The organism is Legionella sp. PATHC039, from assembly GCF_026191275.1.
GTDB lineage: Bacteria > Pseudomonadota > Gammaproteobacteria > Legionellales > Legionellaceae > Legionella > Legionella pneumophila.
In genome coordinates this window covers 952,930-968,856 of sequence record NZ_JAPHOP010000001.1, presented here as the reverse complement: position 1 = coordinate 968,856, position 15,927 = coordinate 952,930, and the positions used below count along the sequence as shown (strand labels likewise).

Here is a 15,927-nt window from a genome sequence, read left to right as displayed (position 1 = left end):
AATGATTCATTTAGATTCCTTACATACTTTCCAATGGAAGCTTTAATCGTATCAATTGGGGTGATTACCCTTGCAGAAATTGGTGATAAAACACAATTACTCGCCTTCCTTCTGGCAGCACAATTTAAAAAGCCATTGCCCATTATTTTTGGAATATTGACTGCTACTTTGATAAATCATTCTTTGGCTGGACTTATCGGGGTCTGGATTACCACTTTATTAAAGCCGAATGTCCTGCGCTGGATACTTGGCATATCGTTTATTCTGATGGCAATATGGACGCTGATACCCGATAAAATTGAACAGGATGAAAAAAAAATTTCCAAATATCTAGGTGTTTTTGGAGCAACGTTTATCACTTTTTTTCTGTCAGAAACAGGAGATAAAACGCAAATTGCAACCATTGCACTGGCAGCACACTATGGTTCACCGCTTCTGGTTATTGCCGGTTCAACCCTTGGAATGCTACTTGCTGATTTACCAGCTGTTTATTTTGGAAATTTATTTTCCCATAAAATTCCCATGAAAATAATTCATGCTGTAGCTGCATGCGCTTTTTTAATTATTGGACTCATTACCATTCTGTTTTGACCGACTATGCAGGATTGTTATTTAACATAAGCATCTAGCCAGTTGGTATATCTTTTTAATCTGTCGATGACAAAGCTTGGTTTCTCCAAAGTATGGTATTCATTGGGGTAAATAACCAGCTGTGTGGGCACATCGAGTGATTTCAAAGCTTGGTATAATTGTTCTGACCCAACACAAGGTACATTAAAATCCAGGCCACTACACAAAAATAATGTAGGTGTTTTTATATTATTCGCTTTAAGAAAAGGGTAGCTTAATTTTAGATACAATTCAGGATTGGCCCAGGGTTTTCCTAATTCCAGCTCGTATTCCGGGGTGTATTGATCGACACCATAACCAGCTAAAATATTCGCTGCTCCAGCACCTGATATAGCCGCCTTGAAACGGCTATCTGTAGCTATGACATAATTGGTTAGCATTCCTCCGTAGCTCCATCCTCCTATTCCCAAACGATTCGGATCGACCATTCCCTTCCCTATGACATAATCAACAGAAGCCAATATGTCTTTTACATCCAAATTACCCCAATCTGCAAAAATTGCTTTTGCATAATGAAACCCTCTTCCGGAACTCCCTCTTGGATTAGGAGCAATGACGGCATAATTATTGGCTGCTATCCACTGCATATCAAAGTTAAATTCATGGCTAAATTGATAGACTGGTCCTCCATGCAGATAGACAAAACCAGGAAATAAAATACCCGACTGGTATTCAGCTGGCTTCATTAATAATCCATCAACTCTTGTTCCATCAAAGCTATTGCACTGTATGTCTTCTGCGGGTTGAAATTTAACTTCATCCAATAGCTTTTTATTATGTTGTGTTAAAGGAATTAATCCAGAATTCAAAATAAATAATTCAGAGGGATGTGTATCATCTGTTGTTAACAAAATAATTTTCTCTTTGGCAAGCGAATAATCCATGTCATAGCGCAAGCCGCCTGTCAATTTTTTTACCTGGCCGGAATGAATGTCTATGCGATTCAAATAGGTGTTTCTACTTTCTTCTATTAATGCATAAATAAATTTGCCATCTTGAGACCATTTTGGCTTGTAATACCAATTATCCCGAGGTGCAATGATTTTTTCATCTTTAGTATTGATATCAATAATTGCCAATTGATTGGGAGAGTAATAGGTCCATTGATGTTCATTACTGCGAAGATAAGCTATTTTTGAACTATCCGGGCTCCACGAAAGATTTGAATCATAATCAGGATTCATATCACTACCGGGGAAATGAGTGAGTTGCCGCTCTTTTGCCCCAGACTTGGGTTCGATCAAATAAATATCATAATTAAAATGCCTATCCGGATCTTTACCACGCTTTGTGACAAACGCGATGTATTTTCCATCAGGTGACCAGGCCGGTAAATATTCATCATGATTCCCATCAGTCAGTTTAGTAATAGCCTTACTCTTAAGTTCAACCAAATATAAATGATCTCTTCCCTTACCAAGATAACCGACACCATCAACCTTAAATTGATATCTATCTACAACTATGGGTTGTTCTTCCTCATCAGATGGATCACTCTTCTGAGCTATAAATGCAATCCTGTTAGAATCTGGGGACCATGTAAAATCGCTCACTTCGCCATCAATATGAGTTAATTGATGTTCTTTATTATCCTGGACAGATGCTATCCAAATTTGTGTCGTACCCACTTTTCCGCCATCGGATAAATAAGCTAACCATTTACCATTAGGACTCCATTTGGGTAGCGAGCTTGATGAATCTTCTGCAAAGGTAATTCGTTGACTGGATTTACTATCCACTGATACTTTCCATACCTCAGTAGTGGAAATGTTATCTTTGGCGCTTAATTGGGATACAGTATAGGCAACCCATTTTCCATCTGGTGACAAATCTGGCTCGCTGATATCTTGTATACGATAAAGATCATCAAGCTCTGGCAAACGCTTCCCAGCCCATCCATCATGATATACAACAAGACAAATAATTAGACTCAGACATACTCCCTTCATGACAATCATCCTTATTATGCTGAAAAATCAGAGACTTATAGTGCCTTAAAAAGTATAGAATAAATTTGTTATATATGATTTTACCTGCAATCAGCAAACAAATTTTGAGTGGAATAAATACAGTCTGGTGCCATTGATTTAGAATCGTAGCTGAAACTCTTCAGAAATAAAGAAATCCCCGTCTGTTCAACGAGGATCATAAAAAGCTTCTAATTTATTTCTGGTATACTTTTTACGGCATGATCCGCTTCTGTTCTTTGAACAAACTCTCTAAAGAAAGTCTGCGCGCTCTTACCTGATCGATTATGCAATGCATTCCAGTCTGAATTATGACCATTTGCATATTGTACATCAGTCTCCATTTTTCTGTCACTTTTGATTTTTTCCCTAGCTTGAACTAAAGCGTCTCTTGCATTAGCCAACCCTGGTTTCGCAAGAGGATCAGCTTTTCGAATGATACCATCCAGATTTGCAATTTCTTCATCAATCTCCGCCTTTTTCTTATGCCGCTCAGAAGTCAATTCTTTATGGATAGATGCATAATGTGGAATCACAGCATCATCGATACGCTCACCCCTTATCTCTTTTCTTGACCTAACCACTATGTAATCTTTATATGCTTCAGGAACACTCTTGAATGCACTGCCTGCATTAATTTCCCATTTAGCTAAAGCAACACCGAATTTAATGAAGGGCTTAACCAACCATCCAAGTATTGTCCCTACTGTGCTGTCTTTATGACCTATTGCTCGACCAATTTCATCACGCTCTAAACGCATATTCCCTACTAAGAAATTAGTAATAGTAGAGAAAGAACGGCTATTAAATAGATTAATTGGCTGTCCAAGTTGATGAAAATGTTGCGCTACCAAAGAAGCCACGCCTGCACCAAGAGAATGACCTTTCAGGGTAATATTTTGTGGCGAAACACCTTGATCTAATAGTCTTTGCACTTGTGCAATACCATCTGCAACCAAATCCTCACTTGATTTGGCTTTGCCTGTACTTTGACCAACACCACGAAGATTAAAACCAATAACATTGGCCTTAAGAGCCTTCGAATCTTCTTTTATATCATCAATGATATGTTCATAACACATACCATTCCCTACCAAATTGATAATATATTTTTGGTATTTGGGATCGATACTTTCTTGTGACCTATGCCTTACTTCAAATGTATCTAAATGCGCTCCATCATGAGTAATTACATCATGTTTCTCACAAATCAGATCGTCTTCATTATAATTACTTACAGTATCATCACTAACCGCTAAATCATCAAAATTTTCATTTTGTGCTGGCAGCACTAAACCACTAACCCATTCACCAAGCAGTTTATTTGCCCCAATTTTTATTAAATCCCATAATAAAACAGGGGGGAAAACCGTTCGAATTGCAATAAATTTAAACCATTCCCAACCACTATATTTAGGTTTTGGTGCATTATAAATTTTAGCCATGAGTTCAATCCTGTTTACATAAAATTGTTCGTATTATATACAGTTAATATTAATTTAACCTTAAGCTGAATATTATAAACTTAAAAAAATGTCCTAATCTGTGAAGTAAAAATAAGTAAAGGATGCGTGATCGCTCAATATTCTATCATTATGCTGACTAAGCTTATGAGTTTGAGCCAATCAATTACAATGGTGATAATTAACCGATGCTATTATATGCCATCACAATAATTTACTTATGTAATGGCCTTCATTCAACTAAGAAATGATACAAAGAATGATAGTTTGGCTCTATGATTGAATAATGTTGTTTTCTGCCTAAAAGGACCTTCAGCTGTTCCGGGACAGGAATTTCTTTTTTCAATAGTGGCTCTAATACCTCTTCAAATTTGGCCGGGTGCCCTGGTGCCACAATAACCCAGGGTTTGTCCTGATTGATTGTACTTAGACGATGATAAGCTGTGGCGGTATGAGGGCAAATTATATAATGATATTTATTGTAACAATGTAGGATAGCTTGCTTAATTTGCTCATCACTAACAGATTCTGCATTCATCTGTTTTTTACATTCAGAATAATTATTAAATAAAACGAATAAACGCTCTAAATTGCTTGGCTCACCTACATCCATTGATGTTGCCAATGTTTTAGTAACCGATTTGGCTTGATAAGCTCCCGTTAACAAAAATTCGCTCAGTGCACTATTAGTATTATTAGCTATTAAAATTTGCTCAATCGGAAAACCTAGCATTTTTGCCCAATAACAAGCCGTAACACTACCCAGGTTTCCGCCTGGAACTATAAAATTAACAGAATGATTATGCCTTAATGCCAGTTGAATGCTGGTAAAAGTATAGAAAATAATCTGTGGTAATAATCTGGCTATATTCATGCTATTGGCTGTAGTCAATATTCCTTTATGTTCTCTTTTAGCAAATACCAGCTTCACCAGCTGTTGACATTGGTCAAAGCTGCCATTAACAGCCAATGCACGAATATTCTCTCCCCAACAAGTAATTTGAGATTGTTGTCTGAAAGTAAGTTTATCTTTGGGAAATAAAATGATTCCTTCCAGATCGCTTTTCCCATGCAAAGCATGACCAATCGCAGCGCCAGTATCACCAGATGTTGCGACCAGGACTTTGGCGCTCTTGTTTTCTATCAGATGCAATAAACATTCACTGAAAAATTGAGTTCCTAAATCTTTGAAAGACAGGGTTGGGCCATGAAACAACTCCAGTACATAACTTTTCTTAAAAAGATGATGTAACGGAAAGGAGAAGTTGAGGAATTTTTGAAAAAAAGCATTATTTACATCAATTTTACTATCTGAAAAAAATGGCGAGAGTAAATGAGCTGAAAAGTCGATTAAATTACCGTATTCATAAAATTTTTTTATTGTTAAATTAGGAAACCTGTCAGGTACAAATAACCCGCCATCCCCTGCCAGGCCTGACAGTATCGCTTCGTCTATTGTGGAGACACATTGTCCTCTCGTACTCTTTATTCTAATTTTCATCTGCAGCCTTTGCACCTTCTGATGAAATATTGGCAACCAATAAATCACTTTCAAAGACAACTATTGCTTCACGGTATATTGCTCACAGCAATATTTAATTCAATCTAATTTAGAAGATAATGGAAGTTTAGTTTATTTTTTAGAAATTTATTAAGATTGACGTGAATGGCATCAGGAAAAACGCCAATTCAAACCCAATTTGAATTGTTCTAAAATTGGATGCTTGGCGATTCTGGTCGTTTGATACCTGTGATTATTAGAGTCCTTACCCTGTGTATCAAAGGTAAAATCTTGTAACCGATTCCAATCCCACTCTACACGGCAACGCCAATTTTGAGTTAACTCCAACTCGAGGCCTGTACCTAATTGAACTCCATTCTTTTTTTTGGTATTTGAAAATCTACCACTGAATGAACCAAAAGGACCACTCTGAGTAATGCTTCCACTTAGGTTGACATCACTGATAATCCAGCCTACTCGTCCATAGATGATTCCCACAGAAGGCAAATAAATACCAGGGTGTACAGCTAAACCAGACTGCCATTTTTGTTTAAATGAACCCTTTAATATTCTTGAGTAAAGTTCGTTAGAATCAAAAAAATAGATTTTTCCTTCATTGGAACTGCGGTTAAAAAAACCTTCTAAACCAAAATAATAATGTGTCCGGAAAAGTTTTTCATAGCCTAAATAAATTTCTCCTCCAAGTCCCGATCCATACCAGTCAAAATGATCAAAGTCAGTAAAATTGAGCTCTAGGCTGGTTTCATTCCTTTTAAAATTGTAATCAGCTGTGTCTCTAATAACTGAAAATCCAAAATACGTATCGGGTCTTAGAAAAAAATTCAGAGGTGATTTTTCAGCCGCCAAAACAAACAAAGGAGCAAAGCTGAAAAACAAAAACAACAAGATTGATTGAACAGGGAAACCTAAATACACGAACAATTCCTTTTTGCATCAACGATAAAAATAATAATTCTACGTATCTTGTTACTAAAACTCTATATTTTCATGATAAAACTCTTCCATGTGCATAATGCCAGGTCAGATAATGCTTTAAAATCTAAAATAATAGACTACTCATTTATTGATTATATGTTAGCCTAGAGTTTATTTTTTTCGTGTCGCAGTTATTTTAAAGCGTACGATCACTTCATCTTGTATTTCATCAGTACTAGCCCATTCACCTTGACCTACCCCGAATGTACTGCGTTTGATTGTTGAGCTACCTTCAACTAAAGCCTGATAGTTAGAAATTTGATCCACAACAAACTTCAGAGTAACTGGAGCTGATTTATCTCTTATAGTTAGAATACCTTCGGCTTCATAGGTTTTATCATCCAATTGATTAAATTTTGAAGCTTTAAACTCTGCATTAGGGAATGTCTTGACGTTGAACCAGTCAGGGGAAGCCAATGTCGTTACGATGTCCTCAAAAGGTGCTGCAATCGAATTCATATCAATAGTGATATCAATTGACGCTGTCTTGTAGTTTGAAGGGTCAGCAAAAATTTGACCAGTAAATTTCTTAAATCGCCCTGTAACCGGGGCACCATTTTGAGTACCAGTAAAAGTAATCTCACTTTGTGCTGGCACGATTTCCCATTCAGGGAGTTTACTGGCGTAAATCAATGTATTTAGAAAAAATATCAATACCCAAAGGGAAGATTTAATATAGACATTCACTATAACATTCTCCGTAATATATCATCCTTATTAATAAAATGATGTTTTAATGCCGCCGCTGCATGCAGGATTATGGCGATAATTAATGCATAACCCAACCATTCATGAATCAATTGGAACAAAATTCTTCTATTCTCATCGGGCGCAACAAGCTCAGGTAAAACAAATAAACCAAAAAAAGAAGCAGGCAATCCTGCAGCCGAGGTAATTAGCCATCCACTGATGGGCATAGCAAACATGAAAAAATAAAAAGCCCAGTGCATGCTGCGAGCTGCAATTTTCTCTAACAGGGGAATAGCTAATTCCGGTAATTGATTAGTCAAACGCCAAATCAATCTGAAAAAAGCCAAAAACAATACCAGAAATCCGTACTCCTTATGCCAACCATATAATTTTAATTTCTCAAGACTAATAGGGATCCTGACCATGTATAAACCCACTCCCAATAGCCCAATAATTAAAGCGGCTATAATCCAATGGAAAAAAATCGCAACCAGACCAAAGCTGGTTGAAGTATTTTTTAATTGCATAGATTATCCATATTTCTTATCAAGATAGGCTTCTGCTTCTATTTCTATTTCAACATCATCTCCTATTTCTGGTATTAAAGCTTTTATTCCATAATCAGAACGCTTTAATGAAGTGGTAGCACTAAACCCAGCTGTTTCTCTGTCATTTAATAAATTAATTCCTGCTTTATTCAATATCACGTTCAATATGATGGGTTTTGTGACGCCATGCAAAGTAAGCATCCCATACACTTTTGCTTTATTCTTTCCCGTTACTTCCACTCTGTCACTAACAAAAGTTGCTGTTGGAAACTGTTTGGTATCAAAAAATAATTTACCTTTCAAATGCTTATCCAACTCGGGTATACCTGTGACGATATCATCGACCTTGATAGTAACATTCACTTTACTCTGCTGCGGGTTATCCTTATCAAGAACAAGTTGACCGCTTGCATACCATTTTCCAGCTTGAGTTGAGAAGCCTAAATGCTTTACCTTCCATAATACATAAGTATGCTGATTATCTAAGGTCAAGGTTTGTGGTTCTGCGTAGACATAAGATGACAATGCAAAGACTGCCAATATCGGAGCAATAAAATGCCTGTAAATCCGTTTCATATTCAACTCCCAAATTAAATTAATGTTTTATTTACCCATATCCAATGATCCACCAACAAGTTTTTCGCAAATCCCTTTGGGCAATAAAATAAAAGCATCTTTTTGGCTATCCTTGGTTGAAGACCCAGCGCAATCTGAAGTTGCTGTTGAACAATCATTCATCCCTTTTTTAACCACACCATAACATTTCTCCTTAGTCAAATCCTCTGCTATTGCTGTGTTTGATGCAATGAGAACTAAAAAAGCACTTATGGTAGATTGTATCAATTTATCCTTCATTGACATGGATAATCTCCTTATTATAGTGAACTTAACCAGATCTCAGCCTATAAACAGATGTCTCTTAAGCTTCCCTGGCATTTTTAATAAAGTAAATTTTATTAAATCTTCAATCGTTAGTCTTTCTTTAATGAATAAATGAATGCAAATAATCATATGCTTTTTTGGCGTACTCCAAAGGATGCGCTTTTTCCGGATCCTGCTCTGCCTCCACTATCATCCATCCATTATAGCGATGTTTTTGCAGCCCTGCCCATATAGGTATGAAATCAATTGCTCCATCACCGGGCACAGTAAATACCCCTCTTCTTACTGCATCCATAAAGCTGAGTCTCTCTATTTCAACTCGTCTCAAGACCTCAGGGCGGATGTCTTTAAGATGAACATACAAAATGCGATCACCGTACTTATCTATTAAATTAACCGGATCTATTCCTGAAAAGACAGCATGTCCTGTATCAAGTAGTAGAGAAACCAATTTTGGACTGGTATTGGTCATTAAAAAATCAATATCTTTCTCCCAAAATACCCCAGTCCCTGCATGATAATGGTAAACAATCTTCATATTGAAGTCGTAAGCAATTCGGCCTAAGGTATGCAGCCCTTGAATCAATAAACTCCATTGCTCTTGAGTAAATTGAGGGATATAAGCACTTAATATTGGTAAATCAGTGCCTTGAATAGCATGACCGCATTCACAAACATTGATATACGACGCACCTAATGCGCGCATAAAACTTAAGTGTTCAAGAAATCTTGATACGGTTTTTTCAAAAGCATTGGCCTCAGTAAAATAAGTGCTAAACCATGAACTGGATAATTGTAAACCTCGTTGTTCCAAAGCAGCCTTTAACGTTGTTACATCTCGTGGGTATTTATTCCCCAGCTCAGTGCCAGAATAACCTGCCATAGCCATTTCGTTAATACATTGCTCAAAACTAATGTCTTTACCTAAATTCGGATCATCATCATTACACCAATTAATTGGTGCGATACCAACTTGAATACCCATCTTCACTTCCATCTTCAATATTGTCTAACTGTTTCAATTTGCTCTCGCATCATTTGGTAAGCTTTACTCACTGATTCTGATTGAGACACCTCAGCAACTCCAACCCGCCACCAAGTTTTATATCCTTGACTCATGGTCTTGGGTAATACAGGAAGAACAATAACCGTAGTATTTTCCTGTTTTTTTGCTGAGTCTAAAGTAGTCCGGAATTGCTCATAGGATTTAACAAAATAAGTGGCTGCCCCCAATCCCTCTGCGTACTTACAAAAATCTATGGGTAAATAATCGCCATTTAAAGCATTAGTAGTTGGCTCCCTATAACGAAATTCATTACCAAAACCCAGACTACCATTCCCTTCCTGTAAATTTCTAATGCACTGAAATCCATGATTATCAAAAATGAGAATTGTAATTTTCTTGCGTTCCTGAATGGCGGTTAAAAGCTCTGAATGCATCATGATAAAACTGCCATCCCCAACTAAAACGTAGACCTCTCCTTCCTGATTTTCTTTTGCAATACGTACTCCTAGACCCGCTGCAACCTCATATCCCATACAGGAATAAGCGTACTCTAAATGATAATCCTTTGCCTTTTTGGATTGCCAAATTCGATGCAAATCACCTGGCAAACTCCCTGCTGCACTAATTATCACATCCTCTTCAGTAACATACTGATTGAGTAGTCCCAAAACAGTAGTTTGGTGTAACCCAGCCTGCTCTGTAGAATAAGACTGAGTCAATTTATCTAACTCTTGGGCCCATTCATTTTGATAATGACGTATTAACTGCTGGTAAGAGAGAGAGGTTTGATAATCTGCCAGCTCTTTCCCCAATTGCTCCAAACCAGTTTTAGCATCTCCTTTTAACATAACTCCATTCATTTTCATGGCATCAAGACGTGATACATTAAGATGAATGATTTGGCAGTCCTGGTTTTTAAAAGCCCATTTGGAAGCTGTCGTAAAATCCTGTAATCGAGACCCGATAACCAAAATGACGTCAGCCTGAGCTGCCAGAGAATTTGCTATTTCAGATCCAGTAACACCTATTCCACCAACGTTCATGGGGTGTTTCGCTGCCAGGCTACTTTTTCCTGCTTGGGTTTCAGCAACAGGAATGCGATGTTTTAATGCAAACTCTGATAAAGTCTCCGAAGCCAGTGAATAATGCACACCACCACCTGCAATGATTAATGGTTGCTTAGCCTTTCTGATATGCCATATGGCCTCTACCAACATTGCATCACTTATCCTCTCTCTCTCAATACGCCATAAGCGCTTTTTAAAAAAGGATTCCTCATATTCATAAGCTTCAGACTGAACATCTTGAGGCAAACACAAAGTAACAGTACCTGTTTCAACTGGATCGGTTAATACCCTCATGGCATGCATACACGCTGTAATTAACTGTTCAGGTCTGGTTATCCTGTCCCAAAACTTACTTACTGGCTTAAAGCAATCATTAACAGATATGGTGTAGTCATGTGGCACCTCCAATTGTTGGAGAACCGGATCTGGCTGCCTGCAACTGAATACATCACCTGGCAACAACAGTAATGGAATTCTATTGGTTGTCGCTGTCGCCGCTGCAGTAATCATATTAGTAGCGCCAGGACCAATTGATGAAGTACAAGCCATTATCCCTAGCCGATTTTTTTGTTTGGCATAGGCGGTTGCTGCGTGAGCCATTCCTTGTTCATTATGTCCCTGATAATAAATTAAACCCTGAGCATCGTATTCCAATGCCTCACCTAATCCGGTTACATTACCATGGCCAAATATTCCAAATACACCATTGATGAAACGGTATTCATTATTATCCAGAACGACATACTGATTAGCTAAAAATCTTAATAAGGCCTGAGCCATAGTTAATTTAATCTTCATTTATTTGACTCTCAAAATCATACTGCAGATAAGGATTACTACTGTTTCTGTTGCCATGCTCTTAAATTTGCCCTGCTTGTCCTTGCCCATTCATGGTCTTTTGTGAAGGTAGGCAAGGTATATGCGTTATTATTTAAATGCCGGATAAACCACAGTGTATAAAGTGCATAACCGGGCGCTGCACAATGTGCATGCTCCTGATTATTGGCAATCTGGTAGGTATCATAGTGTTCAATTCGCATCACCTCTTTACCATTTTCGCCAAAAGCATAGCCTTGGGGCTCTGAAAACCTGTAATGGTAAATTTCAGGTTGTTGATGATAATGCGAAGGATAACTTGACCAACGTCCTTGAAACGTAATAATTTCCCCAACTACCAAATTAGATTCGGGTCTGTTTCGTTTATCAAATACCGTTCTGACAAGTCGATATGAAGTATTTTCAAGAATTCCTTCTCCCCTATTGTCTAACTCAAGCATATTAGATGCGTCAAATAAAATCGGAGAAAATAAATTTTCGTTTTCCGTTTCCATTAATAAAATTTCACAATCAGTCAGAGCGATTACTGAACTTACTTCATTCTTTGAGCAGTGCAAGACATAGGGCGATTGAGAAAAATAATCTGTACGTTCAACCTCCTGGCTATAAGAGCCATACTGGAAAACAACTTTTCCTGTCATTAAGAGGGCGGCAAACTCATAACTCGAGTTAAATTGATGGCTTTGCCCCTTATTTAATTTAAGGGAACTAAAACTCATTGCTGTAGGTGAATCTTGCATCGTTACAATCGAATTTAAACCATCGGCAAATCCACATGGATTTTTAATAAGCAACTGTATCCTTTGATTTTTACTTAATTTCTCATGCAGTTGTGTTAACTGGGAGCTGCTCCATATTTCAGGATCATGCTCATATTCTTGAATAAAATAGTCCAATTCTTCCTTGTATGGAATTGCAGGAGCACAACCATGACGAGTCACGACCAAGGCGCCACATGCATTAGCATAGGTTACTGCTTGCTCCCATGATTTTCCTTGCAGCAAACCAGCTAAAAGCCCGGACATAAAACCATCACCTGCTCCCAAAACATTCAATACTTCAACAGGAAAAGACTTTGCCTGTAATAGACTTTTGTCTGCTCCAAAATGCACACGGGCACCCTTCTCTCCTAATTTAACAACTATTGGCGCATCGGTTCGCTGCCTGATATTGATTAATGAAACTTCAATATCATTCGAACCGCCTGCAATACATATTTCCTCTTCAGTCCCAACAATCAAATCGCATAAAGGCAAAACTTGTTGATACACTTGAGTTACATATTCATTCTGGCAATAACGACTTTCCCCATTGCCAATAACAGTTAACCGCCAAAGGACAGGTCTATAATCGAGATCAAAAACTATTGTTGTTTCTGCTTTTCTGGCTAAATGAACTACTTCCAGGGTAGTATTTTTCATTGATTCTGTGGATAAACCAGTGCCAGTTATCAATAATGCCTTTGCATTTTTTAAATCAGTAAAACTAATTTGATCTGATTTAATCTGCATATCTGCGCAATCATTGCGGTAAAAAAGCAGAGGGAAATTGGAGGGAGGCTTAATACCCAAAAGTACAAGGCCAGTTAAATGATTATCTGTTTCCGATAATAACTCAATATTAACTCCCTCACGTTCCAATTCTTCTTTCAGAAACTTACCTAACTCATCTGAGCCAACACAGGAAAACATCTGGCTTTTTAATCCTAATCGGGCAGCTCCAACGGCAATATTTCCTGCACAACCACCCAAATATTTTTTAAAGCTTGCAACATCCTTCAAATCCAATCCTATTTGCTCCGCGTAGAGATCAACTGCTACGCGTCCCATACAAATCAAATCGATCGCTCTATTCTTATCAAAATAAAATCCGGGAAACTGTTTCATAGCAGCCTCAACTCAATACAACTGGGAGATGCGTTTCTAAAGATTGTTTCGCTGCTTTTGCGATGCGCAAGGCTTGTAGTCCATCCAATCCTGAAACGGGACTTATTTGATTATCATTCCAGGCACTATAAAACGCATTCAGCTCTGCCAGATAAGCTTGATGATAACGCTCAAGGAAAAAATATTGAGGTTTTGCTCCATCCGTTCCATTAGCCGAGTATCGAGATACCGTATGCTCCAACTGATTTTCAGCCAATAACATACCCCCAGAACCGAATACTTCTATCCTTTGATCATACCCATAGATTGCTTGACGGCTGTTATCTATGACACCAAATGCGCCATTAGCGAACCGTAGTTGAATGATTACTGTATCTACATCATCGAACTGCTCAAAATCAGGATTAATTAGGACAGCCCCTGTTGCATAAACCTCCACAACCTCGGATTGCATTAAAAAACGTGCCATATCAAAATCATGAATAGACATGTCCATAAATATTCCACCAGAGGTCGCGCAATACTCTTTGGATGGACAAGCCGGATCACGAGAAGTAATTCGAAGAATATGGGGAGTGCCAATTTCACCAAACTGTACTCTTTTCTGAATGTTGGCAAAACTTGGGTCAAATCGACGATTGAATCCAAGTTGCAATAAAGTATTATTGTTTTTGATTATGTTTAATGTTTTCTCTATCTCTTCTTCATTCAAACCAATCGGTTTTTCACAAAAAATTGCTTTCTCATGAATGCTCGCTGTAATAATTTGTTCGAGATGTAAATGAGATGGTGAAGCAATCAAGATAGCATCCAAATCAGGATGGCATAGCACATCTTCTGATTGAGTAGACACGATTGCAATCCCTAATTTTTCTGCCCAATTCCTATCGATCTGAGGATCAGCTATGGCTACTAATTCAAATTGCGGTAAATGAAATAGAATATTTTCTGCGTGCAGTTTACCAATTCTTCCCGCACCTACTATCCCAATTCGACATATTTTCTTTTTCATGATTAATCCATAATTAAATTAAATTTTGCTATTTTTATATTTTTCGATACTGGTTGACCTATATCTCTTATTTTTTTTCCAGAGCTTAAATTTTCTTCCAGTTTTTCCAACGATACTGACGTGGTTTCCGGGACAAAATAATAAATAAACCAGCATGCCAGCATGCAAAAGGTAGCGAATATAGCAAAGGTAACTGTTTGACCTGAGAATTGATAAATGGGAAGAAACAAAAGTGATACAACAAAATTAGCGCCCCATTGAAACACTGTGGCAATGCTCATTGCCAAACCACGCACTGATAAGGGATATATTTCGGATATTAAAACCCAGAACAGAGACCCCAGGCTAATGCAATACCCCATCACATAAAATGATAAGCCTCCTAAAATCCAGAATTTATTGACAAATAAAGGGTTGCACGATAGTAAGCTAACAAAATATAAGCTAATAGATGCGATCAAAGTACCACTGATTAACAAAAACCTTCTGCCTAATTTATCAACATAAAAAAGGGTAACCACTGTAAAAATAAAATTGACCAGACCCAAAAAAAAAGTAGCGAGAATTGCATTTTTAACTGGAGAAAACCCAAATGATTCAAAGACAACAGGTCCATAATACATCAAGGCATTGATCCCGGAAAATTGCTGGAATAGTCCTAAACCAACTCCTAATAAGAGAACAAAAACAATTGGTTTTTTAAACATCTGGATATAGGCTGGTGCAGGATTAACTAAATTATTACTAATTTCAGTCAATTCCTGCTGAATATTATATCCAACTGGTCTAATTTGCTTTAAGATCTTTAAAGTAGCATCAGCTCCATATTTCATCATTATCCAGCGGGGCGAATGAGGGACAAAATACATTCCTGAAAATAAAACGAGAGCAGGTAGACTCCCTATCCAAAATAAATATCTCCAACTCATTAAAGAATAGTCATGGAGAAAATAGCCAATTAAATAGGCGATAGCCTGACCAAACGTGATGGTTAGTCCATTAATCAATACTAAAGTTCCCCTCTGATGAGGTGGTGCGATTTCTGCAATGAATAAAGGAGCGATATAGGAGGCAATACCTATGCAAATGCCGATAATAAATCGGCCGAGTAATATAGAAATGAAGCCGGGAGCCAAAGCACACAAACTACTCCCCAGCATAAAGCCTAAAGCTACTATTTTTAATAAGGATCGCCTGCTTAACTTATCTGCGACAAGACCACTTATGGGTATTCCCAATATACATCCCAATAAACTACTACTGACAACTTGCGCCCATTGCCAGTCCGTTAGTGCCAATTGGGAGATAACCTGATCTTTCACATCAGCAATGACGCTGGAATCAAATCCGAATAAAAAACCGCCAAATCCGGCAATTATCGCGATCAGGAATACAAATGCGTTCATTCCCTTGTTCATGTAACTATCTGTCCCTAATGAAAA

14 protein-coding genes are annotated in these 15,927 nt (G+C 37.7%); 1 reads left to right on the top strand and 13 read right to left on the bottom strand.

The features are described from left to right. The first annotated feature begins 33 nt into the window (after nucleotides 1-33). On the top strand, nucleotides 34-591 hold the full coding sequence (locus tag OQI99_RS04355) for a TMEM165/GDT1 family protein (RefSeq protein ID WP_061512632.1): 558 nt from the start codon (nucleotides 34-36) through the stop codon (nucleotides 589-591). Nucleotides 592-608: 17 nt separating this feature from the next. Here OQI99_RS04355 and OQI99_RS04350 read toward each other — a convergent pair whose 3' ends face one another. The 13 genes from OQI99_RS04350 to OQI99_RS04290 form a co-directional block, all read right to left on the bottom strand. Next, on the bottom strand, nucleotides 609-2,579 hold the full coding sequence (locus OQI99_RS04350) for a S9 family peptidase (RefSeq protein ID WP_265731376.1): 1,971 nt from the start codon (nucleotides 2,577-2,579) through the stop codon (nucleotides 609-611). Nucleotides 2,580-2,788: 209 nt separating this feature from the next. Next, on the bottom strand, nucleotides 2,789-4,042 hold the full coding sequence (gene sidB / locus OQI99_RS04345; RefSeq protein ID WP_265731375.1) for a Dot/Icm T4SS effector SidB: 1,254 nt from the start codon (nucleotides 4,040-4,042) through the stop codon (nucleotides 2,789-2,791). Nucleotides 4,043-4,292: 250 nt separating this feature from the next. Next, on the bottom strand, nucleotides 4,293-5,561 hold the full coding sequence (thrC, locus tag OQI99_RS04340; protein ID WP_265731374.1) for a threonine synthase: 1,269 nt from the start codon (nucleotides 5,559-5,561) through the stop codon (nucleotides 4,293-4,295). Between the two features lie 171 nt (nucleotides 5,562-5,732). Continuing rightward, nucleotides 5,733-6,497: an outer membrane protein gene (locus OQI99_RS04335; protein ID WP_265731373.1), complete on the bottom strand. Its 765-nt coding sequence runs from the start codon at nucleotides 6,495-6,497 to the stop codon at nucleotides 5,733-5,735. Nucleotides 6,498-6,668: 171 nt separating this feature from the next. Beyond that, nucleotides 6,669-7,244, bottom strand: a complete 576-nt coding sequence (locus tag OQI99_RS04330; protein WP_265731372.1) for a YceI family protein — start codon at nucleotides 7,242-7,244, stop codon at nucleotides 6,669-6,671. After that, nucleotides 7,244-7,774 carry a cytochrome b gene (locus OQI99_RS04325; RefSeq protein ID WP_265731371.1) on the bottom strand — a complete coding sequence of 177 codons (531 nt, stop codon included), beginning with the start codon at nucleotides 7,772-7,774 and terminating at the stop codon, nucleotides 7,244-7,246. The genes OQI99_RS04330 and OQI99_RS04325 overlap by 1 nt, the downstream gene beginning before the upstream one ends. A 3-nt stretch (nucleotides 7,775-7,777) precedes the next feature. After that, nucleotides 7,778-8,371: a YceI family protein gene (locus OQI99_RS04320; protein ID WP_265731370.1), complete on the bottom strand. Its 594-nt coding sequence runs from the start codon at nucleotides 8,369-8,371 to the stop codon at nucleotides 7,778-7,780. A gap of 27 nt (nucleotides 8,372-8,398) precedes the next feature. Beyond that, the gene (locus OQI99_RS04315) at nucleotides 8,399-8,656 is read right to left on the bottom strand and encodes a DUF2282 domain-containing protein (protein ID WP_265731369.1); all 258 of its coding nucleotides are present in this window, start codon (nucleotides 8,654-8,656) and stop codon (nucleotides 8,399-8,401) included. 121 nt (nucleotides 8,657-8,777) lie between these two features. Continuing rightward, the gene (gene iolE, locus OQI99_RS04310; protein ID WP_061512623.1) at nucleotides 8,778-9,674 is read right to left on the bottom strand and encodes a myo-inosose-2 dehydratase; all 897 of its coding nucleotides are present in this window, start codon (nucleotides 9,672-9,674) and stop codon (nucleotides 8,778-8,780) included. 2 nt (nucleotides 9,675-9,676) lie between these two features. Further along, nucleotides 9,677-11,548 carry a 3D-(3,5/4)-trihydroxycyclohexane-1,2-dione acylhydrolase (decyclizing) gene (gene iolD / locus OQI99_RS04305; protein ID WP_265731368.1) on the bottom strand — a complete coding sequence of 624 codons (1,872 nt, stop codon included), beginning with the start codon at nucleotides 11,546-11,548 and terminating at the stop codon, nucleotides 9,677-9,679. A gap of 38 nt (nucleotides 11,549-11,586) precedes the next feature. Beyond that, complete coding sequence (gene iolC / locus OQI99_RS04300; protein ID WP_265731367.1) at nucleotides 11,587-13,473, bottom strand: 5-dehydro-2-deoxygluconokinase; 1,887 nt, start codon at nucleotides 13,471-13,473, stop codon at nucleotides 11,587-11,589. 7 nt (nucleotides 13,474-13,480) lie between these two features. Then, nucleotides 13,481-14,485 (bottom strand): inositol 2-dehydrogenase, encoded by a 1,005-nt coding sequence (iolG, locus tag OQI99_RS04295; protein WP_265731366.1) that lies wholly within the window; start codon nucleotides 14,483-14,485, stop codon nucleotides 13,481-13,483. Nucleotides 14,486-14,487: 2 nt separating this feature from the next. Then, nucleotides 14,488-15,903 carry a sugar porter family MFS transporter gene (locus tag OQI99_RS04290; RefSeq protein ID WP_322783691.1) on the bottom strand — a complete coding sequence of 472 codons (1,416 nt, stop codon included), beginning with the start codon at nucleotides 15,901-15,903 and terminating at the stop codon, nucleotides 14,488-14,490. Between the last annotated feature and the right edge of the window lie 24 nt (nucleotides 15,904-15,927).

Excerpts from the sequence above, each read along its gene's own strand:
- iolD (WP_265731368.1), bottom strand. The coding sequence starts at position 11,548 with ATGAAGATTAAATTAACTATGGCTCAGGCCTTATTAAGATTTTTAGCT.
- iolG (WP_265731366.1), bottom strand. The coding sequence starts at position 14,485 with ATGAAAAAGAAAATATGTCGAATTGGGATAGTAGGTGCGGGAAGAATT.
- iolE (WP_061512623.1), bottom strand. The coding sequence starts at position 9,674 with ATGGAAGTGAAGATGGGTATTCAAGTTGGTATCGCACCAATTAATTGG.
- OQI99_RS04315 (WP_265731369.1), bottom strand. The coding sequence starts at position 8,656 with ATGTCAATGAAGGATAAATTGATACAATCTACCATAAGTGCTTTTTTA.
- OQI99_RS04355 (WP_061512632.1), top strand. The coding sequence starts at position 34 with ATGGAAGCTTTAATCGTATCAATTGGGGTGATTACCCTTGCAGAAATT.
- sidB (WP_265731375.1), bottom strand. The coding sequence starts at position 4,042 with ATGGCTAAAATTTATAATGCACCAAAACCTAAATATAGTGGTTGGGAA.
- OQI99_RS04325 (WP_265731371.1), bottom strand. The coding sequence starts at position 7,774 with ATGCAATTAAAAAATACTTCAACCAGCTTTGGTCTGGTTGCGATTTTT.
- OQI99_RS04320 (WP_265731370.1), bottom strand. The coding sequence starts at position 8,371 with ATGAAACGGATTTACAGGCATTTTATTGCTCCGATATTGGCAGTCTTT.
- iolC (WP_265731367.1), bottom strand. The coding sequence starts at position 13,473 with ATGAAACAGTTTCCCGGATTTTATTTTGATAAGAATAGAGCGATCGAT.
- OQI99_RS04290 (WP_322783691.1), bottom strand. The coding sequence starts at position 15,903 with ATGAACAAGGGAATGAACGCATTTGTATTCCTGATCGCGATAATTGCC.
- thrC (WP_265731374.1), bottom strand. The coding sequence starts at position 5,561 with ATGAAAATTAGAATAAAGAGTACGAGAGGACAATGTGTCTCCACAATA.
- OQI99_RS04350 (WP_265731376.1), bottom strand. The coding sequence starts at position 2,579 with ATGAAGGGAGTATGTCTGAGTCTAATTATTTGTCTTGTTGTATATCAT.